Raw genomic sequence first — 26,104 nt, 5'->3', positions numbered from 1 at the left:
TTACGCCTAAATTTAGGAGGGAATCCTATGTCGAACAATGCGGCTATTGTAGAGTTGTCCCAAACCGCAAACAAGTTCCGTTCTTCCATCGTTCTTCAAGCGGATAACAAGTACATCGACGTGAAAAGCATTCTGGGATTGTTCACGACGCTCGTAGGCAACCTTTCTTATGAGCTCCATGTACACGGTCCGGATGCCGAGGAAGCGAAGAAGGAACTCGGAGATATTTTCTCCAAGCACGGTTTGAACGTCAAAGTCGTGGAATAATCCGTTTCAGTTTTTCGGGATTGGTTCATGATGGAGCCGTTCCTTGCGGTATCGTACCGTGGAGGGACGGCTCTTTTATTTCTCTTTCGCTGAATCGTCTCCGATAATACGAATTCTCGGTCCTACGGACGACGAAGGCTTTTTTGCTTGGAACCGGAAAGTTTCGGGAATACGGCCACCTGTCCTTGTGCTTCCGGGCATTATGGTCTAATATAAAAGTGATAGCTAGAAACATTGGCATGGGGCGGTTCGTCGTTCTGGCGAAGAATGGCTTACAATTGGAAGCAAGGGCACAGGGGGAGTGGGAATGGCAGCATCGGATACCCTAATCGATCTTCACGAGAAAGCGCTAAGGCTGCTTCAGGAAGACGCCGATAAAATCGAGAAGTTGATCGCTATCCAGATGGAAAACCTAACGACTCGTAAATGCCCGTTATACGAAGAAGTTCTGGACACCCAGATGTACGGCTTCTCACGGGCGGTGGATTTCGCGGTGCGAACGGGATTGGTCGACGAGAATGCAGGCAAGCTGCTGATCAGCCAACTGGAACGCAATCTGGCGATGCTATACGAAGCGTTGGAAAAGAAAGAAGAGTAGCACCCTGACAGGGCAGGGTTGCTGCTCTTCTTTTCTTTAAAGAGGTAGTTCAAAAAGTCCAATTTTGATCACGAAGCGGAACCAGGGAGCGGAATCGACATCGAATCTTGAACTCAGCCGGGTCTTCCGGTACTCACGTAGCTAGAGAACGTCAGACGAAGAAGAACGCGACTCCGAGAATGACATAGACGAACAGCAGCAGCATGCCTTCGAACCAGGTCGTTGATCCGTCCCGCGAGATGGAGATTGCGATGAAGACGGCCACCCCGATGGCGGCGAGCTCGATCGTCGTGAAAATCAGGTTCATGCCCCCGCCGAACAGCAGGCTGACGAAGACGAGCACCGGAGCGACGAAGAGGGCGATCTGCAGACTGCTTCCGACCGCGATCTCGACCGCGGCTCCCATCTTGTTCTTCATCGCGAGCATGACGGCCGCGCTGTGCTCCGCCGCGTTGCCGACGATAGCCACGACGAAGGCGCCGATGAACAGCTCCGACAGGCCGAAGCGCGCGGAGAACGCGTCCAGCGTATGCACGAGCCATTCGCTGATGAAGGCGACCATGACGGTAGCGACGACGAGCAGGACGATGGACAGCGACTTGGACCATCCGGCGCTTTCGCCGTGATCGGCTTTCGTATCCTCGTTGTCCGCCAGCAGATCCTTATGGGTGACCATCGAATAGACAAGCCAGCCGATGTAGGCCACGATGAGGAAAGCGGCCACGATCTCGCTCATTTTCAACGTATCCTCGACGGAGATATGCTCGGTCTTGACGAAGATGGCGGGGATGAACAGCGCGATGATGCTCAGCAGCATGAGCGACGCGTTCTGGCCGGCTAGGTGGACGTTGAATTTCTGCTCCTTGAACTTGAATCCGCCGGCCAGAGCGCTCACGCCGAGCACCAGCAGCAGGTTGCCGATGATGGCGCCCGTCAAGCTCGCCTTGACGATCTCGAACAGGCCTTCCTTGATCAGGAAGATGGCGATGATCAGCTCGGCTGCGTTGCCGAACGTGGCGTTCAGAAATCCGCCGAGCCGCTGTCCCGCGTAGTGCGCGACCGATTCGGTCGCTTTGCCGAGCAGGCCGGCCGCGAACAGAATCGCGATTCCGGCGAAGGCGAATTGGAGCTCCATCCCCCAATGCAGATAATGGGAGAGGGCGCTAAGGAGAAACGTAGCGACGAGCAGAGGATAAAACGATTTTTTTAACAAGCGGTCACCTTCTCGAAGGCAGAATGTAAAAATCCGGATTTGGCATTTCTTACTATACCCAATTCCTGTATGTTCGTAAACGGCGAGTTTTGAACAATGCGAGGCGGTTAACCGCTGCGGTTGATTATGGTGTAGTCTTCCATTACAATGGAAGCATAACAGGTCGGGGAGAGTGGGCCGCTATGACGGATGAACTTCAACAAGGAATGATACGGATTTCCGACGACGTCGTCGCCACGATTGCCGGATTGGCGGCGCTGGAGACGCCGGGAGTCGCCGCGATGTCGGGCGGCATATCGGAAGGGTTGGCCAAGAGGCTCAGCGGACGCAACGCCCAGAAGGGCGTCTCCGTGGAAGTCGGCCAGGTCGAAGCGGCCATCGATTTGCGAATCGTCGTCCAGTACGGTATTCCGATTCAGGAAGTCGGTCGGAGACTTCAGGAGAACGTAAGGGAAGCCGTCGAGAATATGACGGGCTTGAACGTCGTCGAAGTCAATGTCAAGGTGGAGGGCGTAGCCTTCAAGGATGAAGAGACCGAAGAGCCTAACCGGGTGAAGTAGAGTCATCCGTGTACACGAAAAAGAGAGCCTCCCGCGAGTTGCCAAGCGGAAGGCTCTCTTTGTTCATGAAGGATAGGCTTTGTTGCGAGTATACGGCGCCTGAGGCGCGTTCTGCGCCGTTTTCTCGACGCGGTTGTACTCCCTGGACACGCTGAGCAGAATGCCCATCCCGGCGAGCAGCGTGAGCATCGAGGAGCCCCCGTAGCTGATAAACGGCAAAGTGACTCCGGTAATCGGAATCGCTCCGCTGACGCCTCCCATATTGATAAGCGCCTGGATCGCGATCAGCGAGACGAGGCCGATGCCGACCAGCGTGCCGTAGATGTCCGGGCAGCGCAGGGAGACGATCAGCGCTCTCCACAGGAACAACACGTAGAACAGAATAAAGATCGTCGTGCCGATGAAGCCCAGCTCCTCGCCGATGACGGCGAAAATGAAGTCGTTGTAGGCGTAGGGCAGGTAGAACAGCTTCTGGATGCTGTTGCCGAGCCCGGCGCCGGTCAATCCTCCGTGCCCGAACGCCTGCAGCGAACGGGTGAGATGATATCCGCTCCCTTGCTGGTCCGCCAGCGGATCGAGGAAAGCGGTAAACCGGTCGCCGCGGAAGCCGAACCCCGCGTCCGGATTCAGGAGCAGGTAGAAGCTTGTCCCGAGCGCGGCCAAGCCGATCAGAACGGCGGAGGAAAGCAGGATGTGCTTGAGGTTCGACCCCCCGGCGACGACGATGGCCGACGCGCACATGACGAGGATGGCGCACGAGCCGAAGTCGGGCTGAAGCATGATGAGGAAGGCGAAGAAGCCGACGACGATCATGACGGGGAGCAGCCCTTTTTTAAAATTCCGGAACTTCTCGTCCTTCTTCGCGATGATCGCGGCCAAGTACATAATGATCGCCAGCTTCGCGAATTCGGTCGGTTGAACGCCGAACGAACCGACTCCGAACCAGCTTTTCGCGCCGTTCCTCGTCTCCCCGATGATCGGAACGAGAACGAGCAGAATAAGCGTGCCGATGAAGAACAACAGAAACAGCTTCTTGTATTTCTGATAATGGATGTTCATCAGAATCAGCATGATAAACGTGCCTAGCCCGACCCACATCAATTGACGCTTCAGGAAGTAGAAAGCGTCATTGTTGTAGGCGGGCTTCGTGACCGCCATGCTGGAGCTGGCGCTGAAAACCATGACAAGTCCGAATCCTACGAGCAGAAGCGTCAGGATCAGCAACAGAAAATCTGGCGCGCCGCGCTGGCCGCTCTCCGGAGATTTCATCCCGAATTCCCCCGTGCCGCTTAGGATAGCAGCTTCTTCAGATCCTGCGCGCGTTGATTGGCGGCATTCAAGATCGGCTCGGGAATCGGAGATTCGTAATCCAGTCCGTGCGGGAACGTCGAACGTCCGAGATAGACGGCTTCCACTTCCAGAACGGCGTCCGGATTTTCCAATTTGCCCTCGACGGCTCTCGTCGCGATGCGCAGATAGTAATCTTGCCCGCTTGTGCGGTCGTGCAGCTTCAGATCGTAAGTCGCGCGGCGATATTCCCACTGCCAGCGTACGAAGCCGAGCTTGTCGCCGGACTCGTCCAGATGGCCCAGATCGCTGCGCATTCCGTTTAACCCTGTATTTTCGAGTAACATGGTGATCCTCCTTATGTAGGTGCAATCCAACGTGCAGGCTGCTTGCGCTTAATCGGAGCCCGTTGGGGCAAGCGCTGTCCACTTCCATGATAGTCGGTTTGCATGCCTTCTGCAAGCCTGCATCGGGACCTAAGTTCGAACGTTCATTGACAATTCGCTTCGCCTGCTATCCCGGTAGGTTACGGAGCCTTGCCGTTTCTGATACAATAATAAAAATACGCGGTTTACGGAAAGGAGTCGTCGCCATGACGGTCAACGAGCAAACGCTTCAGCCTCTTTACGGGGAGATGGTGAAATGGCGCCGACATTTGCATCGGCATCCCGAGCTGAGCTTTCAGGAGCACGAAACGTCCGCGATGATCGCGGCGCTGCTGGAGGAGTGGGGACTGGAGGTGCGCCGGGGCGTCGCCGGAACGGGAATCGTCGCGCGGCTCGCCGGCGGCCTGCCGGGCCGGACGATCGCGCTGAGGTCCGATATCGACGCCTTGCCGATTCAGGACGCCAAAGATTGTGAGTATCGTTCAACCGTCCCCGGAGTCATGCATGCATGCGGCCATGACGGGCATATGGCCGAACTGCTGGCGGTGGCCAAATATTACAGCCTGCATCGGGCGGAGACGGCCGGAACGCGCGTCTTTCTCTTCCAGCCCGGAGAGGAGATGCTGCCGGGCGGAGCGATCCGGATGATCGAGGACGGCGCGCTGGACGGCGTGGACGCAATCTACGGCGTTCACCTGTGGTCTCCGCTGCCGTGCGGCGCCGCGACGACCCGGCCGGGACCCTTCATGGCGACGCCGGACGAGTTCGAGATCGAGATCATCGGCCGCGGCGGTCATGGAGGGCTCCCGCACGAGAGCCGGGACGCGCTCCTGGCAGGCGCTTCTCTCGTCTCGGCGCTGCAGACGATCGTCTCGCGCAGCGTCAACCCGCTCGACGCCGCCGTGCTGTCCGTGTGCAGGTTTTCCGCCGGCACGGCCAACAACGTCATCGCCGCTGGCAGCAAGCTGGCCGGAACGGTTCGCTCCTTTAATAAGGAAATGAGAGCCCTCGTGAGGGGGCGGATGGAGGAGATCGTCAAGCACACTTGCGAGATGCACGGCTGCGATTACCGGTTTCGGTTTATCGAGGGCTATCCTCCCGTCGTGAACGACGAACGCGAAGCCAGCCGGGTGCTGCGTATCATCGGCGAGCTGCTGCCGGACACGGCTTCCGGACCGTGCGAACGCATCATGGCCGGCGAAGACTTCTCTTATTATCTCGAACGCAAGCCCGGCTGCTTCTTCTTCGTCGGGGCGGGCAAGCCGGAGGGGAGTTCGGCGCCCCACCACCATCCGATGTTCGACATCGAGGAGAAGGCTATGCTGCACGCGGCCCGGCTTCTGATCGCGGTGGCGGACGATGCCGCGCTCGACCTTCTTTAGCCGATTTTACCTGTATGGGGCCTCCGCGATTCGGTCATTCTACTGTAGGAAAGAACAACGAAGCCGGATCGGGCGCCATTAGCGTCATTCGGCCATACAGGAGGCTATCGATGAGGAAAATTGCCGACATTATGTCGACCGATTGCGTGACGCTTTCCCGGAGTGCCAGCATTACGGAAGCCGCGCGCTTGATGAGAGATCACGATATCGGCTTCATCCCGGTCGTGGACGGGCGCAAGCTGGTCGGCGTCGTGACCGACCGGGATCTTGTCGTTCGCGGCTACGCGGACAATCGCTCGGGCTCCGAATCTCTGGACGAAGTGCTGACGAGCGGGGTTCGGACGGTGCCGTCCGACATGTCCGTCGACGAAGCCGCGTCGATTATGGCGGCGGAACAAATCCGCAGACTACCAGTCGTGAACGACGGCCATCTGGAAGGCATCGTCTCGATCGGCGACTTGGCCGTGCGGGAAATTTTCGTCAACGAAGCAGGAGAGGCGCTGAGCGAAATCTCCGAGCACGGCAACTCGTCTTACGCGCATTAACGATAGCGAGGCCGTCCCATTAAGTCAGGCAACAGGTATATCGAGATAGAATAGGGGGATGTATCTCCTGGAGAGCGAAGCGCCTGCCTCATACGGTCATGAAATTACCCTGTCACGGGTTTATCCGTTCCATATTTCATGATCATATCAGCAGCGTAAGGAGATACGTACCCCGTTCCTGTTCATCGATAATGCCAATTGTTGCTCGCTGACCTCTTATAGGACGGCCTCTTTGCGTTCCCAATGCATGAACCGGCGCCGAGGAGGAGAACCTTGTTAACGACAAGGAGGAATGCCGGATGGAAAAGACGAGGCCGCTGTGGGTGCAGTCGGACGGCACGCTGCTGCTGGACGAGCGGCATCCGGAGTACGCGCAAGCGCGGGATTTTCTAAGGGAAGTCGCTATCTTGCAGAAACGTCCGGGCTTTTGGCATACATACCGGTTAACGCCGGTGACGCTGTGGAACGCGGCCGCCGCCGGCTGGACTTCCGTGCACGTGTCGGAGCGGCTCGCCGCCATGGCCCGCTGTCCGCTTCCGGCTTCGGTAGAGCAGTTTGTCCGGATGCAGATGGAGCGGTACGGGCAAATTCGGCTCGTTAACGACGGCGGCGAGCTTGTTCTATTGACCGATTCGCTAGAGTTAATGGAACGGGTCGGACGGCTGGAATCGATCTCCGCCTGCTTCGCCGGCGGCCCCGAAGGCGCGCGGGGGGCGATTCGGCCCGAAGCCCGGGGCTGGATCAAGCGGGAGCTGGCGAGCGCGGGCTACCCGGTCAAGGACGAGGCCGGTTTTCGTGAAGGGCAGCCGCTGTCCGTGTCTCTGCGATCGGAGACGGAGGACGGCAGACCCGTGAAGCTGAGAGACTATCAGCGGGAGGCTGTGGACGCCTTGCTGGGAGATTCCGCGGGGAGCGGGGTTGTCGTGCTGCCGTGCGGTGCGGGCAAAACGTGGGTCGGCATGGCCGCGCTCGCCCGCCTGCAATGCGAGACGCTCATTTTGACGCCGAACGGAGTGTCGGTGGCGCAATGGATCTCGGAGCTGCTGCGGCATACGACGCTGACCGAGAGCGAGGTCGGCGAATATACGGGGCAATCGAAAAACGTAAGACCGGTCACGGTGGCGACCTACCAAGTGCTCACATACCGCTCTTCCAAGGGCGAGGAATATCCTCATCTCGAACTGTTCGTCAATCGGGACTGGGGGCTGATCGTCTACGACGAAGTCCATCTGCTGCCGGCTCCGGTGTTCCGAATGACGGCGGATATACAGGCGACGAGGAGATTGGGGCTTACCGCCACTCTGGTACGCGAGGACGGCAGGGAGGAGGACGCGTTCGCGCTGATCGGACCGAAGAGATACGAGCTGCCCTGGAAGACGATGGAGGACCGGGGATGGATCGCGGAGGCGGAGTGCACCGAGGTTCGCGTGCCGATGGAACCTGCCGCTGCAGCTGATTACGTCGCCGCTCCCAAAAGCCGGCGCAACCGGATCGCCGGGGAGAACCCGCGCAAGGCGGAGGTCGTCAAAGCGCTGCTGCAGCGCCACTCCGGCGTTCCGACGATCGTGATCGGCCAGTATCTCGATCAATTGCACGGACTGGCCGGGGAGCTGTCATTGCCGCTCATTACCGGAGAGATGCCGTTGCGCGGGCGCAAAGAGCTGTTCGAGCGGTTCAAGCGGGGCGAGCTGGGCGTGCTGCTCGTCTCCAAAGTAGCCAACTTCGCCGTCGATCTGCCGGATGCTGCGATCGCGATCCAGGTGTCCGGAAGCTTCGGTTCCCGCCAGGAGGAGGCGCAGCGGCTGGGTCGCATTTTGCGTCCGAAGAAGAACGGGGCCAAAGCCCGGTTCTATTCGCTCGTCAGCGAGGGGACGGACGAGGTGGAATTTTCGCGCAATCGCGGACGTTTCCTGCTTGAACAGGGGTATCCGTACCAGATCGACTACTGGAACGCCGAACCCGTTGGCAAGCTGCCGGGGAGGTGTACCCATGAACGTTAGACGGTCCGTCGAGAGGCTGCCGGAAGCGATCAAGCGGCTCATTGCGTCCGATCCCGCGGTCAAGGCGAGGCTGGAGCCGGGCATGGAGCTGGCGGACGCGCTGTCGGACCCGGAATGGGCCGAGGCTTGGCTGCATCGCTGCCGCGACGCCGATCAGCTCGCCGTATTAAGGGGCGTGCTGAACAAATACGGAGCCAATCCGTTCGAGCCGGAACGGATCGCGGCGGACGCGGAGGAGGAGCTCGGTTTGACCGGGGCCGAGGCGCGCGTCGCGATCGCGAAGCTGCGCAGAAGCGGCATCGTGTTCGCGGTGCGCAAAAGCTGGGGAGACCGGCTGATCTACGTGCCGGACGACGCCGTCGCGCTGTGGCAGCCGCTGCTGCTTCCTGCGGATAATCGGCCGCTTGAGCCCGAGGAAGCCTGGGAGGTCGCGCCGAACGCGGCGGATTTCCGACAGCCGCTGGCGCTCGGCTTGCTGTCGGCCTGGCACGAGATCGCCAGGAAGCCGGTTGCGCGGACGGCCAAGGGAGCGCCGCAGCAGGCGGCGGTCGCACGGGTCGCGGCGGCTATGCGGCTTGAGGCGGAGGCGCTGAAAGGCTTGCTGCCGGCTTATCCTTATGCGGAACAGGTGCCCCCGCAGGCGGTGCTGGCTCTCGATCTCGGACTCGTCTGCGGGGTGCTGGACGAGCAGGACGGAATCATTGGCGTTCGGCGGAGCGGTTTGAACGAATGGCTCGGTTTGACGCTGCGCGAAGCCGATCGCCGGCTGCACGGTCTGGTCATGACCAGATACTGCTCCTCGCGGCCGGCCTTTCATCTGACGTTCTCGGCGGCGCTTGGATTAAGCGCTGGCAAGTGGCATACCGAAGGGCGAATCGGCGGCCAGTGGCAGAGCCGGGAAGAAGCCGACGGGCGGCTGGCCCTGCTGGAGGCGCTCGGCTGGATCGAACGCGGAACATGGCAGGGTCAGACGGTCATAAGAAGGCGAATGGAGCCGATGAGCTATGACGAGGGCGAGGAGAGTCCTTTCATCCTGCAGCCCGACGGGGAAATTCTCGTTCCGCCGGACGTCGGCTTGGCGACGCGCTGGACGCTGTTCGACGTTGCGGAGATGGAGAAGGCCGACGAATTGTGCGTGTACCGGCTGACGCGGCGCTCGTGCGAGGAGGCTTTCCGCTTGGGCTATTCGCTCGGAGAGGTGCTGGGCGTATTGGAGCGGGGGGGCCGAGCCCCGGTTCCCGAGCCCGTTCGGGCGGCGCTCCGAGACTGGTTCGCTTCGCTCGGAAGGACGGAGCTCGTCGAAGCGCTGGTGCTGCGCGCGGACAGCAAGGAGGTCGCGGACGTCGTCGCCTCCGACGCCGACATAGCGGGGATGATCTTGGAGCGAATCGGGGACAGGCACTTTCTCGTCGACGCTGCCGCAGGCAAAACGATTCGTGCAAAGCTGCGGCAGGTCGGTTATCCGCCCGCGGATGCCGTTCGAATGAAGCGGGGCGGGACGGATGAGTCTCGAAGCGGAGGTGAACGGCCGGAGAGAGTGCGATTGGCGAGCGACGAACGACCTGCAGGCGGTGATCAAAAGACTAGAGAACGGTCGGCAGGCGGTGAGCTGGCCGGGAAAGACGCACGGTCGTCAAGCGAGGAACGGGGGTGGCTCGGCATCGGATCGGCCCTGTCCGCCTTCGAGTCGGACAGGGGGATAACCGGTACGGAAGAGCTGTTCCCCGGGCTGGGAGACATCCCTGCGGCATGGGTGACGAGGCCAAGGAAGTATCATCCTTCCACGAGCAAGGAGTTGATCAGGCGGGCCATCGAGTGGCGGACGGCAGTTCGTCTGGAACGGGAAGGAGACGCCTGTTATTTTGCGCCGCGCACCATGCACGAGAACGGAGCTTCCTGGGTGGCCGAGGGCAGATGGCGCCATTCGTCCGACGGCCGCGATTCCATTGTCGGTCCGATGGAACCTGCGCGCGTTCGCGCAGAGGAAGTCGCCGAGCTGATGATCGTTCTTCCCGATCTGGAGGAGCTTGAAACCATTTGACCGGATGAGCTCATCTTGTGTTATGATAGGGAAGGTAAGACAAAGCCGAATGGTGAGGTGAGGCCGATGGCCAGCATGACGCAAAACCTCCCCGCGGCGGAATATAGCGCGGCAGAGCCCGTCGATATGGCGCTGCTGCTGGACCGCGCTTACGAGCTGGGGGAATCGCTGATCCGCTCCGACTTCGCTGCGGAATACGCTTATTGGAAGACGGAAGTTCTGCAGGACGCCAAGGCCCAGAGCTTGAAGAAGCAGTTTCTTCAGGCGAAGGAGAAGTTCGCGGAGTGCGAGCGTTTCGGAAGATTCCATCCCGATTACAACGCCGCGTTGGAGCAAGTGTACGAAGCGCAGCAGCGGCTGGACGAGGTAGAATCCGTGCGCAACTACAAAGCCGCGGAGAGCTCCTTGGACGAGTTGCTGACCGATATATCCAGAACGCTCGCTTTTGCGGTATCGCAGAGCATCAAGGTTCCGGACAACAACCCTAATCCGAAAGCTTCGGGCTGCGGCAACGGGGGCAGCTGCTCCTGCGGGAGCGGAGGCTGCGGGTAACGGATTTCCAGTTCAGACGGAGGTTGGACATGTTTGCCGAACGGACAGGGTACATCGTATGGTTCAGCGATTCGAAGGCGGCCAGAGGCTTGGACAAGTACGGAACGCTCCATTACTTGTCCCGCAAGATGCACTACGCCGTCATGTATATGAACGCCGACGTCGCGGAGGAGACGGTTCGCAACTTGCAGCGGCTGCCCTTCGTGCGCAAGGTGGAACGTTCCTACAGGAACGAGATCAAAACCGAGTACGAGAAGAACGTACCGGACAAAACGCGGTTTTACGGCCTGTAAGTCCGGGAGCGCGATCTCTCGGGGGCCGGACGTTCGAACGGAACCGCATTCGCTCAAGAGAGACAGCCTCGCCTGCGGGGCTGTCTCTTCCTTTGTCCACGATTGTGAAAGATTGCAATTGACGAATCGTGAAACGGACTATTAAACTAGTATCAATTCTTTTTTATCGCTGTAACTGGAAGAAGCGTCGAAGCTTTTCAGCAGCTGGAGAAAAAAACAAACACGATAAAGGGGTAATGAAGTTGAAAAAGAAACTGTTATCGACCGTAATGCTGTCCACCGCGGCGCTGTTAGCGCTTGCAGGGTGCGGCAGTAAGGAATCCGGCTCCGCAAGCTACTCGATTGCCATTTCGCAAATCGTCGAACATCCGTCGCTTGACGCCACCAGAGAGGGCTTCCTCAAGGCGCTTGAAGACGCCGGCATCAAAGCAGGCGACAACCTGAAGGTCGACGTCAACATCGCGCAAGGCGACTCGACGAACAACCTGTCGATCGCGCAGAAGATCGCCTCCGGCAAATACGATCTGGCGCTTGGCATCGCCACGCCTTCGGCGCTGACGCTCGCCCAGAACGTCAAGGATTTCCCGGTTCTGTTCGCGGCCGTTACGGATCCGCTCGCCGACAAAGTCGTCAGCAGCCTGGAGAAGCCGGGCGCCAACGTCACCGGCGCGTCCGACACGAACCCGGAAGCGATCGTACGGCTGATGGACTTCATCGCTTCGGATTTCCCTAACGTGAAGAATGTCGGCATCGTGATCAACGAAGGCGAGTCCAACGCCGTCATTATGGCGAAGAAAGCCGAGGAAGCGTTGTCGGCCCACGGCATCAAGCTGGTCAGAGCGGCGGCGACGACCTCCTCCGAAGTGAAGCAAGCGGCCGAGTCGCTGATCGGACGCGCGGACGCGATTTACATCACGCTTGACAATACGGTCGTCACCGCGGCGGACTCGATTATCCAGGTCGCCAACGACAACAAGCTTCCGTTCTTCTCCAGCGACCGCGACACGGTCGAGAAGGGCGCGTTCGCGACGGTTGGGTTCAAATACTACGACCACGGCTACCAAGTCGGCCAGATGGCCGTCGACGTGCTGAAGAACGGCAAGAAACCCGCCGACATGCCGGTATCCGTACCGGACAAGCTGGACCTGATCCTGAACCTGAAAGCGGCCGAAGCGCAAGGCATTGACGTTACGGACGCGATGAAGGATAAAGTGAAGGACAAAGAAAATAATATTATCCAGTAAACAGAACAATGGGGTGGGCGGCTGCCGTCGCTCACCCTATTTGTCTGTAAGGAGGCTTAACCGATGATTGATTCGATCTACGGAGCCGTAGCGCTGGGACTGCTGTTCGCTTTAATGGCGCTCGGGGTCTACATCACGTTCCGCATCTTGGATTTCCCCGACCTGACCGTCGACGGGAGCTTCGCGACGGGCGGAGGGATCGCCGCGATCATGATCTCGGCCGGTTATCATCCCGCGCTCGCCACGTTGGCCGCCTTCGGAGGCGGGCTCCTCGCGGGGGTCTGCACCGGACTTCTTCATACGAAAGGCAAAATTAACGGTTTGCTGGCCGGCATTCTGATGATGATCGCGCTCCACTCCATCAATCTCCGGATCATGGGCCGTCCCAACGTGTCGATTGTCAATACGGATACGCTGATCTCATCGATCGTGAAGCCGGTCGGGCTGTTTATTCTCGTCATGGGCATTGCGGTGCTGCTCGTCAAGCTGCTGCTGGACGCCTTCCTTCATACGGATATCGGGCTTGCGCTCCGAGCTACGGGCGATAACGAGCGGATGATCCGCAGCTTCGGAGCGAACACGGACGGCACAAAAATATTGGGCGTCAGCCTCTCGAACGGCCTGGTCGCGCTGTCGGGCGCGCTGATTGCCCAGCAAGGCGGTTTCGCCGACGTCACGATGGGCGTGGGGATGATTGTGATCGGTCTGGCTTCGGTTATTATCGGAGAAGCGATCTTCGGCGCGAGAACGGTGTTCATGGCGACGCTGGCCGTCGTGATCGGCGCGATTATCTACCGGATCGTCATCGCCATCGCTCTGCGCGTCGAGCTGTTCGAAGCCTCCGATCTTAAGCTGGTTACCGCGCTTATCGTCATTGTCGCGCTCGTCGTTCCTTACGTTCGCCGGGTGATGAGGCAGCGCAGCGTCGCCAAGAAGCGTTCCGAGGAGCTGCTCGCGACGATCGCTCCAGGCAAAGGAGGCAAAGCCTGATGCTCGACCTGACGAACGTATCCAAGCTGTTTAACCCCGGAACGCCGGACGAGAAGGTGGCGCTGATGAACGCCAACCTGAAAATCGAATCGGGAGATTTCGTAACCGTCATCGGCAGCAACGGGGCGGGCAAGTCGACGTTGATGAACCTGATCTCCGGCGTCATGAAGCCGGACATCGGAGCGATCAGAATCGAAGGCGCCGAGGTGCACGGATTGCCCGAATATAAGAGAAGCCGCTGGATCGGGCGGGTCTTCCAAGATCCGATGGCCGGGACCGCGCCGCGGATGACGATCGAGGAGAACCTGACGATGGCCTACAAGCGCGGCAAGCCGCGCGGACTGGGCTGGGGAGCGACCGCCTCGAAGCGAAAGCTGTTCCGCGAGCAGCTCAGCCGTCTGGGCATCGGTCTCGAGAACCGCATGAGCGCCAAGGTCGGCTTGCTGTCCGGCGGGGAGCGGCAAGCGCTCAGCCTGCTGATGGCGACGTTCACGAAGCCGCAGATTTTGCTTCTCGACGAGCATACGGCCGCTCTGGATCCGGCCAGAGCCGAGCTGATCACGCGGCTGACGGATGAAATCGTGCGCGACATGAAGCTGACGACGCTGATGGTGACCCACAACATGGAGCAGGCGATCCGCCTGGGCAACCGCCTGATCATGATGGACAAAGGGCGCATCATCCTCGACGTTTCCGCGGAGCGCAAGGCGGGCCTGACGGTCGCGCAGCTGCTCGGAGAATTCGAGAGAATCAGCGGACACCAGCTGTCGGACGACCGTATCGTATTGGGTTAAACGGGGCTGTCCCGGTTCATCATCCGATGGTGGGCGGGCGCCTCTTTTTATTGTATGGGAATTTTTTCTAAACGTCTATTTTATTGTTGAATCGTAGGGAATAGATGCTGTAGAATGTACTTAAGTTCCTAGGAACACCTGACAAATTTGATTCAGAAGACCTAGAATCGGGAAGGGGATGGCCCGGTGAAGGATAGGCATACGGAGCGATGGAGCACATACGAACCCTTTCATGTCGTTCTTGGGGATAAGAAAGTATCCGACATCATCATTACGAACCATGCTCGTACCCGCTGGTCGGACCGAGTGGAGCAGGAGAAGACCGGCTATTCCGATATCGCCGAATTCATGTGGCAATGCTTGAAGGACGGGCGTATCGTTTCCTATTACCGGAATGAGCAGGACGTCTATACGATCGACGACGACCTTGTTTTCGTCGCCGAATTTTCCGTGAGCGAGACCGACACGGACCTGCTTGGAAATCCCCTCCACAAGATGATCGTCGTTACGTTCCTCGGAAGAATGTCGGAGACGATGGAGCTCCGGGATCTGAAGACTTATTATTCGTGGCTGCGCCATTCCAGGCGCATGACGTTAATCAAAAACAACCGCAAACGCCGCTAAGCGGCCGCGCGCGATCGGAACGGCCGGGCCGGAGGAGCACCCTCCGCCCGGCCGTTCGTATTCTGTGGTATAATGCGAGAGAAACTTACGGACGGGAAGGCGGAAAGAGATGGCGCTCAACGTGCACCAACTTCACATTTTCTACACCGTCGCGGAGCGGGGAAGCTTCTCCGCGGCCGCGCAGTCGCTCCACATGACCCAGCCCGCCGTGACGATGCAGGTGCAAGCATTGGAGGAGCGGTTCGGCACGAAGCTGTTCAACCGGACGACGAAACGGCTGGATCTGACGGAGGCGGGGCACCGTCTGCTGCCTCAAGCCCGCAAAGCGGTGGAGTTGATGCGGGATACGGACGAGATGATGACCAAGTATATCGAAGAGCTGAAGGGGAGGCTGCAGTTCGCGGCCAGCCTGACGATCGGGGAATACGTGCTGCCTCGGCTGCTCGGCAGCTTCCTGCGAAGATTTCCGAACGTTTCCGTCGATATGAAGGTGATGAACACGACCGAGATCATCGAAGCGGTCGCCCATCAGGGGCTGGATTTCGGCATTATCGAAGCGCCTTGCGACGTTCCGGGCTTCGAGGTCCAGGCGGTCATGGACGACGAATTGCTGCTCATCGCTCCGTCGAACCATCCGTTCGCTTCCCGGGAGCAGGTATCGCTCGAAGAGGCGATCCGGGAGCCGCTCGTGCTGCGGGAAAATGGCTCGGGGACGAGACAGATCATGGAGGAGGAGCTGCAGCGGCACGGCGTCACCGAAGACCGGCTGCGGGTCGTTAGCGAGTTCGGCAGCACGGGTGCGGTCAAATCGGCGGTGGAGGCCGGACTCGGCCTGTCGCTGCTGTCCGTGTGGACGATCAAGCACGAGCTTGCGCTTGGTCTGCTGAAGCCGGTGAGAATTACGGGCGTCAGCTTTAGGCGCCAGTTCTATTCGGTAAGGCTGCGTTCGTCTTTGCTGCCGATTCCGGCGGTCGCCTTGCTGAGCGAATTGGGGGAATTGTCGCATGAGTAGACGCGCGGATTTGCATATGCATACGACGGCCTCGGACGGCATGTTCGCTCCGGCCGACAACGTTCGGATGGCTAAGGAAGCGGGGCTGTTCGCGATAGCGATTACCGATCACGATACGGTGGCGGGGGTAGACGAAGCGCTGAGGGCCGGACGCGAGCTTGGCGTCTTCGTCGTGCCTGGAGTCGAGCTTAGCACGGTTGCAGGCGGCAAGGATATTCACGTGCTGGCCTACGGATTCGCATTGGACGACGGGAAGTGGCTGTCCAGGCTGGAGACGCTGCGCGAAGGAAGGAATCTTCGGAACGAGCGCATGCTGGCCAATCTGGGCAGAATCGGCATGCCGATCACTCCGGAGGAGCTGGCGGCCGCGGCCGGGAAGTCGGAGCGCAAGGACAAATCGGTCGGCAGGCCGCACATCGCGCAGGCGATGGTCGACAAAGGCTACGTATCGGACTTGAGAGAGGCGTTCGACCGGTGGCTGGCGGAAGGAAAGCCGGTTTACGAGCGGCAGGAACGCGCCTCCTCGCTGGAGGCGATCGGTTGGATTCACGAGGCGGGCGGCAAGGCTGTCATCGCCCATCCGGGCATATACGGGGACGACGATCTCGTGCTCTCTTTGCTGGATGGGGGAGCGGACGGTCTGGAGGCGTACCATTCGGATCATAATCCGGAGCAGGAGCGCCGCTACGCCGAATGGACGGCGGCTCGCGGCAAGCTGGCGACCGGGGGCTCCGATTTCCACGGCGTCAAGGACGGCAAGGTCTATCACGGGGCTATCGGCAATCGCTGCGTGGACGCCGATATCCTCGATCGGCTCGGCGTGCGGACGGAATAGCTTGCCCGTCTGTCTGCCGATGAGCGCGGGCCAATAAGCCCGCGAGGCGGCACGATCAACAGAAAGGCGGCAATCGCTGGAGCCTAAGCTCCGGAGATTGCCGCCTCTTTTGTTACTTTACCGCGGAAGCCATTTGCTGAATCCGGCTTTCGTCCGGAGTGACGAACAGCGTCTTCTGGGCGTCGTAGATGACAAAGCCGGGTTTGGCCCCGTTCGGCTTGCGGACGTAGCGGATGAGCGTGTAGTCGACGGGGACGCTGCTCGACGACTTGGCCTTGCTGTAATAAGCGGCCAGCATCGCCGCTTCGTGCAGGGTCGCTTCGCCGAACTCGCCGCCGCGGATGAGCACGTGGGAGCCGGGAATATCCTTCGTATGCAGCCACGTGTCGGATGACGATGCGAGACGGTTCGTAATGTAGTCGTTTTGCGTGTTGTTTTTGCCGACGTAGATCGGGACGCCCTCGCTCGACGTGTAGCACAGCACGGCCGGGCGGTCCTTTTTCCGCTTTTTAGCTCCCCGTTTAACGCCCCGCTCGCGAATGTAGCCCTGCTCGATCAGCTCGTCCCGGATTTCCCCGATGTCGTCCGGACTCGCCGATTCGAGTCCTTGCAGCACGGAAGCCAAGTAGGCGAGTTCCGCGTTCGTCGCTTCGATCTGCTCCGTTACGACGTCGCGGCTGTTTTTCAGCTTGTTGTACTTGCGGAAGTAGCGCTGGGCGTTCTCGTTAGGCGTCAGCAGCGGATCGAGCGCGACGGTGCGCGTCGGCTGCTCTTCCTCGTAGTAGTCGACAACGTCGACGGAGGAGTCGCCCCGCTGGAAGGCATACAGATGCGCGGTCAGAAGTTCGCCGATCCGACGGAACTTGTCGGCTTCGGCCGCTTCGTCGAGCGTCTCCTGCAGCTTGACCAGCTTTTTCTCGTTTTTGGCGATCTCGTTCAGCAGGAAACGGTTCAAGTCCGTCGTGCGCTGCCGGACCAGATCGCGGGACGCCTTATCCCGATAGAAGCTTTCCAGACACTCGTGAACGGAAGGGAAAGTCTGCACCGCCCCGTCCAGATGCGTCAGGGAAAGGGCGGAGAAGGCCGCTTTGCCGTTCTCCTGCACGACGATATTCGGCTCGTACGCATCGCGCGCCACTTGATCGAGCGTATCCCTGAATTCTGCCCACAACCCTTGCGGGTGCCGCGCGGCCCGGAAGGCGATCTCGCGGGAGATGAGCGGGCCCAGCCCGGTGAAAGCTCCGAGCAAAGCCTTCGAAGTGGCGTCGACGTAAGACGAATCTTCGCGAAGCTCCGGAAGATTGCCGCCGCGGGACGTCAATTCGGCAAACTCCGACTCGCCGACGCCGAGAGGGTCGGCCTTATCCTGCTCCGGAGGAGAGACGTACGCGCTTCCCGGAAGGACGACGCGGTAGCTGCTGATGGCCGGGGTGACGTGGCGAATGCCGTCGTGCACGACGCCGGTGACCGGGTCCATCAAAATAACGTTGCTGTGCCGGCCCATAATTTCGATAACAAGCCGCTTCAGGGAGGCGTCCCCGAGCTCGTCCCGGTGCCGGACGTCGATCTCCACGATTCTTTCCAGACCGACCTGGCGCACGGATTCGATAACGCCGCCTTCGCAATATTTGCGCAGCAGCATGCAGAACATCGGCGGTTCGGACGGGTTGGCCCAAACCTGCTCCGTCCAATGCAGTCGGGGCATCGAAGGGTGTGCGGACAGCAGCAGCTTGCCGCCGGCGCCTTGCCCGCGAATATGCAGGATCAGTTCATTGTCCGTAGGCTGATAGATTTTAAGAATTCGCGCTCTGACGCACGATTGAAGCTCGCGTACGAGCGCTCTGACGACGATTCCGTCCAATGACATATCGTTTATCTCCTGTGTAAGTAGGTTCGCTTCGGGTAGTTTCCGTCTCCTATGATGCCATACATTTTCGGAAAGGGAAAGCGAGGCGGACTTTCTGCTCTCATTCATTCAATTTTCCTTCAAAAGAAATTTCCCTTGACGGAAATTTCCCCGTGGTGTAAATTGGAACCATAAAGCTTAATCTTTTCGGAAAGGAGGAACGCCAGCGATGACATTCGCAACGCTCAGCGCCCTTGCTGAGCCCAACCGGTTCAACATTGTCGAGCTGCTGCGCGATTACGGCTCACTGACTGTCAGCGAGATCGCCAAGAAGCTGGGGTTGCGGCTCCCGCAATCTTCCAAGCACTTGCATGTGCTGGCCGAAGCCGGTCTCGTCCAAGTGCAGGTGGATGCGAACCGCCGTATTTATTCGTTATGTCCGACGCCGCTGATCGAGATGAACGACTGGTTGGAGACTTTCATCCGGATCAAGGAAGAGCAGTACGACCGTTTCGAGCAATTGCTGCAGAAGGCCCAGCACGAAGAGAACGCCGGGAACAACTCATACTGATGAGATAAAAAGGAGAAATCAAACATGTCCAAAACGAACATTATCGCCGAACCGGGCAAACAGGAAGTCACGATCACCCGGATTTTCAACGCCCCTCGGGACCTTGTTTTCCGGATGTATACGGACCCGGTCACGGTGCCGGACTGGTGGGGACCGAGAAGCTTGCAGACGAGGGTAGACCGGATGGAAGTCAAAAAAGGCGGCGTCTGGAGGTACGTTCAGCGGGAAAGCGGCGGGAACGAGTTTGCGCATAACGGGGTTTACCACGAGGTGGCCGCGCCGGAACGGCTCATTAACACGTACGAGTTCGAAGGTTATCCCGGAGTGGTCGGGCTCGTCACGACGACGTTCGAGGAATTGGCTGGCGGCAAGACGAAGTTTACGGAGCTGACGCTGTATCCTTCCGTGGAAGTTCGCGAAGCGGTGCTGCAAACCGGCATGGCGGAAGGCGCCAGCGAGCTGCTGGATCGCCTGGAGGAGCAGCTGGAGAAGGTCCAAGCCCGATAAAGAGCGCGGTTTTGAAGAATAAGCGGTCGTCTTGTCGCCATTTCGCATGGCGGCGGGGCGGCCGCTCTTTGCATGCTTGACGATCGCCATTCCTCGTACAACCCTCGGGGATATTTCCCGGCTTGTCTGAATACATATAGGTCAAGAACCGCACGCGGATAAGACGGAAGGGGTTGACGATCTTGGAAGGTCAGGCATGGCATCAGCTGAGCGAGGAGCAATTGACGAAGACGCTGGACACCGACGGCGAAAAAGGATTGTCGCGGGAGCAGGCGGACGAGCGTCTTCAGGAGTTCGGTCCGAACGAGCTCGCCGAGAAGCGCGGAGATTCTCCGCTGAAGCTGCTGCTGAATCAGTTCAAGGATTTCATGGTACTCGTGCTGGTGGGGGCGACGATCATCTCCGGATTGCTCGGGGAGATGCTGGACGCGCTCACGATCATCGCGATCATCCTCATTAACGGCGTGCTGGGCTTCTACCAGGAATATCGGGCCGAGCGTTCGCTTCGGGCGCTGAAGGAGCTGTCCGCTCCTTTTGCCAAAGTGATCCGGGGAGGAGAGCTGCTGCACATTCCGGCGAGGGACCTCGTGTCCGGGGACCTCGTGCTTCTGGAAAGCGGAGACCGGGTGCCCGCGGATCTTCGTTTCGTGGAATGCAACGACTGCTCGGTGGACGAGTCCGCCTTGACGGGAGAATCGGTGCCTGTCGTCAAGTCGGCGGGCAAGCTGGATTCGGCGGATTTGGCTCTCGGGGACCGGAAAAATTGCGGCTATCTCGGGACGATGGTGACGCGCGGAACGGCGAAAGGCATCGTGACGGTTACAGGAATGCGGACGGAGATGGGCAAAATCGCCGATCTGATCCAGCAGACGGAAGAGGCGGAAACGCCGCTTCAGCACCGTCTTGAGCAGCTCGGCAAAATTTTGATCGTCGTGGCGCTCGTATTGACGGTCGTCGTCGTGCTCGCCGGCATCTTGCACGGACAACCCGTTTACGACATGTTCCTGGCCGGCGTCAGCTTGGCCGTCGCCGCCATTCCGGAAGGTCTTCCGGCAATCGTGACGATCGCGCTGGCTCTGGGCGTCCAGCGCATGATCAAGCGCAGGGCGATCGTCCGCAAGCTGCCGTCCGTCGAGACGCTCGGCTGCGCCTCCGTGATTTGTTCCGACAAGACCGGGACGCTGACGCAAAACAAAATGACCGTCACCAAGCTGTGGCTCGGCGGCAGGACGATCGAAGTGACGGGCGAAGGCTACGAGCCGGTCGGCCTGCTGAAGGAGAACGGCAAGAGCATAGACGCCAAGGGCGACTCCGCCCTGCGCCGGCTGACGCAGATCGCCGCGCTCTGCAACAACTCGGATCTGTCGCAGCAGGAGAAGAGCGATGATGCCAAAAAGCGCAAGCCGGCCAAAGGAGAACCGCCGGTTTCCGACGCGGCGGAATGGAAAATCAAAGGCGATCCGACCGAAGCGGCGCTGCTCGTGCTGGCGGCGAAGACCGGTCTGGTCAAATCCGCGCTGCAAAGCCTGTATACGCGCGTCAAAGAATTCCCGTTCGACGCCGAACGCAAGCGGATGTCGGTGCTCGTCTCCCACCAGGGAGGCAAGCTGATCTGCGCCAAAGGAGCGCCCGACCTGCTCGTCGGCCAATGCGCTTACGTGCTATGGGACGATCAGGTCGTCCCGTTCACGGCGTCGCTCAAGTCGAAGGTGCTCGCCGCGAACGAAGCGATGGCCAGGGAGTCGCTTCGCGTCCTGGGAACGGCGTATCGGGACGTCAAAGGCCACGAGAACTGCGACAGCAGCGAGCAAGCCGAGAGCGGGCTCATCTTCGTCGGGCTGACGGGGATGATGGACCCGCCGCGCAAGGAAGTCAAGGAAGCGATCTACAAGTGCCGCCAGGCGGGCATCAAGACGGTCATGATTACCGGGGATCACGGCACGACGGCGGAGGCGATCGCCAGAACGCTCGGCATTATCGGCCGCGAGGGCCGCGTTATTACCGGAACAGAGCTGTCGACGATGCCTGACGATGAGCTGGAGAAGGTCGCCGACGACGTGAACGTATACGCCCGCGTCTCTCCCGAGCACAAGCTGAGAATCGTGCAGGCGCTGCAGCGCCGCGGACACGTCGTGGCGATGACGGGGGACGGGGTCAACGACGCTCCGGCGGTCAAAGCGGCCGACATCGGCATCGCGATGGGCATCACCGGAACGGATGTGACGAAGGAAGCTTCCGCGCTCGTGCTGTCCGACGACAACTTCTCGAGCATCGTCGCCGCCGTGGAGGAAGGGCGCGGCATCTACGAGAACATCCGCAAGTTCATCCGCTATCTGCTGGCGTCGAACGTCGGCGAGATTATGACGATGTTCCTGGCGATGATGGCCGGGCTTCCGCTTCCCCTCGTTCCGATCCAGATTTTGTGGGTCAACCTGGTGACGGACGGACTGCCGGCGATGGCGCTCGGCGTCGATCAGGCTGAGAGCGATCTGATGCAGCAGAAGCCAAGACCGGCCAAGGAGAACATTTTCGCCAGACGGCTCGGTTGGAAGATCGTCAGCCGCGGCGTGCTGATCGGCCTCTGTACGCTGGGTGCGTTCGTGCTGGCGCTGAAAGCGGGAGAAGGGCAGCCGGACCAGCTCATTCACGCGCAGACCGTCGCGTTCGCCACTCTCGTCATGGCTCAGCTCATTCACGTGTTCGACTGCCGCAGCTCCCGTTCGATTTTTCACCGCAAGCTGTTGGAGAACAAGTTCCTCGTCCTCGCGGTGCTGTCCTCGCTGGTGCTGATGCTGGCCGTGCTGTACATCGAGCCGCTGCAGCCGATATTCAAAACCGTGCCGCTGGACTTGCGCGACTGGGCGCTCGTCATCGTCGCCGCCGGCATCCCGACGTTCGCTATGGGCGCCGGCAGCGTCTGGGGCTCTTCGAAGCAGAAGAGAAAAGGAACCAAGGTCACTTACGGAGGCAACTCCGCTTCGGCGAGACCCGCCAGATAAACGGCTCGATCCGCCAAACAGCCTTGCTCTCCCGTTCGTGGGATGACGGGCTGTTTTTTTTGTCGGGAATCGGTCACATTCGCGGGAGTCTCGTCGGTGTCTCTCTTCTGAGGGGACGGTATAATGGAAATAAATGTGACTCGCGAGAGGCGGGAGGAGATTCGGATGGCGGACTTCGTTGCTTGGTTTGCGAGCCTCGTATTGGCGGGGCTTGGGGGGCTTCATTACTATTGGGCGTTCGGAGGGAAAGCGGGAGCACGCGCTGCGGTGCCGGACAGACCGGACGGGGAACCGCTGTTTCGCCCGGGCAAGCCGGCGACGCTGGCGGTGGGGACGATGCTGCTTGCGGCCGGAGCGCTGCTGCTCGCGCACCGAGGATTGCTGCCGCTCGGGCTTTCGGGGACTTGGACGCAATGGGGTTGCCTGCTGGGAGGGGCGGTTTTTATGATGCGAACGGTGGGGGATTTCAAGTATGTCGGCTTCTTCAAAAAAGTGCGCGGCACGGCGTTCGCGGCAAGCGATACGCGCCTGTACAGCCCGCTCTGTCTGCTGCTTGCGGCGTGTTTCGCGATATCGGCTTTGACACCGCTATAGAGAGACAAACGGCTACGCTTCGGCTGGCCATCGTGTATAATGGACGTTATCGAACTCGAGCTCATGATGGAGGAATGCTAACATGTACGCCAGTCAAAAAATACTGTTGCTCGGATCGGGCGAGCTTGGCAAGGAAGTCGTTATCGAGGCGCAGCGTCTGGGGGTGGAGACCGTGGCGGTCGACCGTTACGAAGGCGCTCTGGCCATGCAGGTCGCGCATCGCAGCTACGTGATCGACATGCTGGACAAGCAGGCGCTCAGGGAAGTCGTCGAACGGGAAAAGCCGGATCTGATCGTGCCCGAGATCGAGGCGATCGCCACCGCCGAGCTGCTGAAGCTGGAGGAGGAAGGCTACCGGGTTATCCCGACCGCCCGAGCGGCGCGTCTGACGATGGACCGCGAAGGCATTCGCCGATTGGCTGCGGAGACGCTGGGCCTGCCTACGGCTGCGTACCGGTTCGCCGATACGTACGAGCAATTCGCCGTTGCGGCGAAGGAGATGGGCTTTCCCTGCGTCGTGAAGCCGCTGATGAGCTCGTCGGGCAAGGGGCAAAGCGTCTGCCGCTCGGTAGCGGATCTGGATCGCTGCTGGACGATCGCGATGGAGGGCGGCCGCGTGCAGCAGACGAGGGTCATCGTCGAGGAGTTCATCACGTTCGAGTCGGAGATTACGCTGCTTACGGTGCGTTCGGTCAGCGGCACGGCGTTCTGCCCGCCGATCGGCCATATCCAGAAGGACGGCGACTACATCGAATCGTGGCAGCCGCACGAGATGACCGCCGGACAGCTGGAAGAGGCGCAGCGGATCGCCAAAGCGATTACGGACGAGCTGGGCGGAGCGGGCATCTTCGGCGTGGAGCTGTTTCTCGCCAAGGACAAGGTGTATTTCAGCGAAGTGTCGCCGCGGCCGCACGATACCGGTCTCGTCACGCTCGTGAGCCAGAACCTGTCCGAATTCGCGCTGCACGTCCGCGCCATTCTCGGCTATCCGATTCCGGAGATCGAGAACATCGCTCCCGGAGCCAGCCGCCCGTTGAAAGCGGACCGGGAGCTGGTCGACTACCGGATCGGCGGAATCGGCGAGGCCCTGTCCGTTCCGTATACGCAGCTGCGCGTATTCGGCAAGCCGGTCACGAAGCCGGGACGCCGGATGGCGGTCGCTTTGTCGACGGGCGGCACGGTTGCCGAAGCGCGCGAGCGCGCGACGAAGGCGCTGGAGCGTCTAAGCGTGCAAGAGGGTTGATTTTCCGTTCGTCGTAGTCAAAAAGTGCAAATAAATGAAGGTTTGCTGTATGCTCATCCCGCCGCCTTCCCGTTATGATTATTCCAGTGAGCGAGAATACTTGACTGACTGGTCATAGCGGGAGGCTTTTGTTATGGAATTTACGAAAATGCACGGGCTCGGCAACGACTTCATTGTCGTGGCCGGCGAGCAAGCTTTGCCGGACAACGCGGCGGAATTGGCCGTTCGGCTGTGCAACCGGTACTTCGGCATCGGGGCGGACGGGCTGGTATACATTTTGCCTTCGGAAAAGGCGGACTTCCGGATGAGAATCATCAACTCCGACGGATCGGAAGCGGAGCAGTGCGGCAACGCGATTCGCTGCGTCGCCAAGTACGTCTACGACAACGGCCTGGCGGCCAAAACGGAGCTGACGATCGAGACGCTGGGCGCCGGCGTGCAGCCGGTCGTGCTTCAAGTCGAAGACGGCAAGGTCGCGCAAGTAACCGTCGATATGGGCAAGCCGATTCTGAACGGGCTCGACGTGCCGACGACGATCGACGCCAATCCGGTCATCGGGCACTCGGTCGAGGTGGACGGACGCGAGTTCCGATTCACGGCGGTATCGATGGGCAATCCGCACTGCGTCATCTACGTCGACGATGCGGCCGGGTTCGACCTGGCGACATGGGGACCGAAGCTGGAGAAGCATCCGCTGTTCCCGCGCAAAATCAACGTCGAGTTCGCGACCGTCAATACCCGCGACCAAGTGGACATGCGGGTATGGGAGCGGGGCGCGGGGCCGACGCTGGCGTGCGGCACGGGCGCTTGCGCGACGCTCGTCTCCTCGGTGCTAAACGGGCTGACCGATCGCGAGGCGACGATCTCGCTCGCCGGCGGCGATCTGCGCATCCAGTGGGACGAGGCCAGCGACCGTATCTATATGACCGGTCCGGCGGCGGCCGTCTACACGGGCTCGGTGGAGATCTGATCCATGATCCGGACCGGTTCAGGATCGGGGGAGAACCCGCTGCAGGGCAACTTACGGCAGGCTCCGGAACGCGATCGGGTTTGGCAGACGGAGAAGAGGGGATGGGCGTTTATCTGCCCGTCTCCTCTTTGCCTGTTTACAGACGACGAACGTTGTGCTAATCTAATTTCGATACATATAGAAATATAGGGCGAGGTGAGAAAGGATGGACGCGGACGACAAGGATGTCGGGCAAGCGGTGAAGGTGTACAAAGCGCTCGGAGAACCGACAAGGCTGAAGATCGCGCTGCTGCTCGCGGACGGGGAGAACAATCTGTGCTGCTCCGACATTGGCGGCAAGCTGGAATCCGTGGCCGGCTCTACGCTGTCGCACCATCTGAAGCAGCTCGCCGATTGCGGCCTGCTGAACCTGCGCAAGGACGGCACGTATATTTTCTATAGCGTAAACCGCGATATGGCGCAGAAGTACGCGCCCTATTTGTTGAAGTAATTTTTTTCGAGAATATTTCTATATTTTTAGGAATATAGAAAATGTGAAAGCATGCCGAATTCATGGAAAATTTATCAGCTATTTCGAGTAGCCTTCGACCTCAACACCATGCGTAATGGGGATGAATCGATGCCTTTTTGTTGTGAGAAAAACGAACATATGTGCTATAATGGATATAATTGGATTGAGGGGAGGTGTTGGCTTGCTCGTAGAGAAGGCCTTTCGCTATCGCATCTATCCCAATGCAGAACAACAAACTCG

General features: G+C 59.8%; 27 protein-coding genes. 23 read left to right on the top strand and 4 right to left on the bottom strand.

What is annotated here, in order from left to right; translation table 11 throughout:
• Positions 1-27: 27 nt before the first annotated feature.
• Positions 28-267, top strand: coding sequence for an HPr family phosphocarrier protein (locus ACESLM_RS10120; protein ID WP_094041526.1), 240 nt, complete (start codon positions 28-30; stop codon positions 265-267).
• A 307-nt stretch (positions 268-574) separates the two neighbouring features.
• Positions 575-865: an Fpa/YlaN family protein gene (locus ACESLM_RS10115; protein WP_372631450.1), complete on the top strand. Its 291-nt coding sequence runs from the start codon at positions 575-577 to the stop codon at positions 863-865.
• A gap of 151 nt (positions 866-1,016) precedes the next feature.
• Here the strand turns inward: ACESLM_RS10115 and cax are convergent, their stop codons facing one another.
• Positions 1,017-2,078: a calcium/proton exchanger gene (gene cax / locus ACESLM_RS10110; protein WP_372631448.1), complete on the bottom strand. Its 1,062-nt coding sequence runs from the start codon at positions 2,076-2,078 to the stop codon at positions 1,017-1,019.
• Between the two features lie 182 nt (positions 2,079-2,260).
• Between cax and ACESLM_RS10105 the strand changes: the two genes are divergently transcribed.
• Positions 2,261-2,638 (top strand): Asp23/Gls24 family envelope stress response protein, encoded by a 378-nt coding sequence (locus tag ACESLM_RS10105; RefSeq protein WP_094041523.1) that lies wholly within the window; start codon positions 2,261-2,263, stop codon positions 2,636-2,638.
• Positions 2,639-2,701: 63 nt separating this feature from the next.
• Here the strand turns inward: ACESLM_RS10105 and ftsW are convergent, their stop codons facing one another.
• Positions 2,702-3,907 (bottom strand): putative lipid II flippase FtsW, encoded by a 1,206-nt coding sequence (ftsW, locus tag ACESLM_RS10100; RefSeq protein ID WP_372631447.1) that lies wholly within the window; start codon positions 3,905-3,907, stop codon positions 2,702-2,704.
• Between the two features lie 20 nt (positions 3,908-3,927).
• Positions 3,928-4,272, bottom strand: a complete 345-nt coding sequence (locus tag ACESLM_RS10095) for a YugN family protein (protein ID WP_094041521.1) — start codon at positions 4,270-4,272, stop codon at positions 3,928-3,930.
• Between the two features lie 245 nt (positions 4,273-4,517).
• Between ACESLM_RS10095 and ACESLM_RS10090 the strand changes: the two genes are divergently transcribed.
• The 12 genes from ACESLM_RS10090 (at position 4,518) to ACESLM_RS10035 (ending at position 16,623) form a co-directional block, all read left to right on the top strand.
• Positions 4,518-5,693, top strand: a complete 1,176-nt coding sequence (locus tag ACESLM_RS10090; protein WP_372631446.1) for a M20 metallopeptidase family protein — start codon at positions 4,518-4,520, stop codon at positions 5,691-5,693.
• Positions 5,694-5,803: 110 nt separating this feature from the next.
• A complete protein-coding gene (locus tag ACESLM_RS10085; protein ID WP_372631445.1) occupies positions 5,804-6,238 on the top strand; it encodes a CBS domain-containing protein in 435 nt (144 codons plus the stop codon).
• 299 nt (positions 6,239-6,537) lie between these two features.
• Entirely contained in the window at positions 6,538-8,238 is a 1,701-nt protein-coding gene (locus ACESLM_RS10080; RefSeq protein WP_372631444.1) for a DNA repair helicase XPB, read from the top strand.
• The gene (locus ACESLM_RS10075) at positions 8,228-10,279 is read left to right on the top strand and encodes a helicase-associated domain-containing protein (protein WP_372631442.1); all 2,052 of its coding nucleotides are present in this window, start codon (positions 8,228-8,230) and stop codon (positions 10,277-10,279) included. The genes ACESLM_RS10080 and ACESLM_RS10075 overlap by 11 nt, the downstream gene beginning before the upstream one ends.
• Before the next feature lie 66 nt (positions 10,280-10,345).
• Complete coding sequence (locus tag ACESLM_RS10070) at positions 10,346-10,831, top strand: YlbF/YmcA family competence regulator (RefSeq protein WP_372631441.1); 486 nt, start codon at positions 10,346-10,348, stop codon at positions 10,829-10,831.
• 29 nt (positions 10,832-10,860) lie between these two features.
• The gene (locus tag ACESLM_RS10065; RefSeq protein ID WP_372631440.1) at positions 10,861-11,124 is read left to right on the top strand and encodes a YlbG family protein; all 264 of its coding nucleotides are present in this window, start codon (positions 10,861-10,863) and stop codon (positions 11,122-11,124) included.
• A gap of 236 nt (positions 11,125-11,360) precedes the next feature.
• On the top strand, positions 11,361-12,368 hold the full coding sequence (locus ACESLM_RS10060; RefSeq protein ID WP_372631439.1) for an ABC transporter substrate-binding protein: 1,008 nt from the start codon (positions 11,361-11,363) through the stop codon (positions 12,366-12,368).
• A 63-nt stretch (positions 12,369-12,431) separates the two neighbouring features.
• Positions 12,432-13,358: an ABC transporter permease gene (locus ACESLM_RS10055; RefSeq protein WP_372631438.1), complete on the top strand. Its 927-nt coding sequence runs from the start codon at positions 12,432-12,434 to the stop codon at positions 13,356-13,358.
• Positions 13,358-14,152: an ABC transporter ATP-binding protein gene (locus tag ACESLM_RS10050; protein ID WP_372631437.1), complete on the top strand. Its 795-nt coding sequence runs from the start codon at positions 13,358-13,360 to the stop codon at positions 14,150-14,152. Before ACESLM_RS10055 ends, ACESLM_RS10050 begins: the two co-directional genes overlap by 1 nt.
• Before the next feature lie 186 nt (positions 14,153-14,338).
• Complete coding sequence (locus ACESLM_RS10045; RefSeq protein WP_094041511.1) at positions 14,339-14,776, top strand: hypothetical protein; 438 nt, start codon at positions 14,339-14,341, stop codon at positions 14,774-14,776.
• 109 nt (positions 14,777-14,885) lie between these two features.
• On the top strand, positions 14,886-15,788 hold the full coding sequence (locus tag ACESLM_RS10040; protein ID WP_372631436.1) for a LysR family transcriptional regulator: 903 nt from the start codon (positions 14,886-14,888) through the stop codon (positions 15,786-15,788).
• A complete protein-coding gene (locus ACESLM_RS10035) occupies positions 15,781-16,623 on the top strand; it encodes a PHP domain-containing protein (protein WP_372631435.1) in 843 nt (280 codons plus the stop codon). The genes ACESLM_RS10040 and ACESLM_RS10035 overlap by 8 nt, the downstream gene beginning before the upstream one ends.
• A 112-nt stretch (positions 16,624-16,735) precedes the next feature.
• Here the strand turns inward: ACESLM_RS10035 and ACESLM_RS10030 are convergent, their stop codons facing one another.
• On the bottom strand, positions 16,736-18,490 hold the full coding sequence (locus ACESLM_RS10030) for an Rqc2 family fibronectin-binding protein (protein ID WP_372631434.1): 1,755 nt from the start codon (positions 18,488-18,490) through the stop codon (positions 16,736-16,738).
• 208 nt (positions 18,491-18,698) lie between these two features.
• Between ACESLM_RS10030 and ACESLM_RS10025 the strand changes: the two genes are divergently transcribed.
• From ACESLM_RS10025 to ACESLM_RS09990, 8 genes are all read left to right on the top strand, one after another.
• Positions 18,699-19,040 carry an ArsR/SmtB family transcription factor gene (locus ACESLM_RS10025; RefSeq protein ID WP_372631433.1) on the top strand — a complete coding sequence of 114 codons (342 nt, stop codon included), beginning with the start codon at positions 18,699-18,701 and terminating at the stop codon, positions 19,038-19,040.
• A 24-nt stretch (positions 19,041-19,064) separates the two neighbouring features.
• Positions 19,065-19,547 carry an SRPBCC family protein gene (locus tag ACESLM_RS10020; RefSeq protein ID WP_372631432.1) on the top strand — a complete coding sequence of 161 codons (483 nt, stop codon included), beginning with the start codon at positions 19,065-19,067 and terminating at the stop codon, positions 19,545-19,547.
• A gap of 182 nt (positions 19,548-19,729) precedes the next feature.
• A complete protein-coding gene (locus ACESLM_RS10015; protein ID WP_372631431.1) occupies positions 19,730-22,546 on the top strand; it encodes a calcium-translocating P-type ATPase, SERCA-type in 2,817 nt (938 codons plus the stop codon).
• A 165-nt stretch (positions 22,547-22,711) separates the two neighbouring features.
• Positions 22,712-23,140 carry a DUF3995 domain-containing protein gene (locus tag ACESLM_RS10010; protein ID WP_372631430.1) on the top strand — a complete coding sequence of 143 codons (429 nt, stop codon included), beginning with the start codon at positions 22,712-22,714 and terminating at the stop codon, positions 23,138-23,140.
• An 82-nt stretch (positions 23,141-23,222) separates the two neighbouring features.
• Complete coding sequence (gene purT, locus ACESLM_RS10005; protein ID WP_372631429.1) at positions 23,223-24,383, top strand: phosphoribosylglycinamide formyltransferase 2; 1,161 nt, start codon at positions 23,223-23,225, stop codon at positions 24,381-24,383.
• A gap of 133 nt (positions 24,384-24,516) precedes the next feature.
• On the top strand, positions 24,517-25,353 hold the full coding sequence (gene dapF / locus ACESLM_RS10000; RefSeq protein WP_372631428.1) for a diaminopimelate epimerase: 837 nt from the start codon (positions 24,517-24,519) through the stop codon (positions 25,351-25,353).
• Between the two features lie 205 nt (positions 25,354-25,558).
• On the top strand, positions 25,559-25,843 hold the full coding sequence (locus ACESLM_RS09995; RefSeq protein WP_372631427.1) for an ArsR/SmtB family transcription factor: 285 nt from the start codon (positions 25,559-25,561) through the stop codon (positions 25,841-25,843).
• 115 nt (positions 25,844-25,958) lie between these two features.
• The coding region (locus tag ACESLM_RS09990; RefSeq protein WP_372631492.1) for a helix-turn-helix domain-containing protein at positions 25,959-26,104 on the top strand (146 nt) is incomplete at its 3' end.

This window comes from Cohnella sp. (genome assembly GCF_041641335.1).
Classification (GTDB): Bacteria; Bacillota; Bacilli; order Paenibacillales; family Paenibacillaceae; genus Cohnella.
Note: the sequence above shows the minus strand (reverse complement) of the source record. Positions and strands in the feature narration are given on the sequence as shown.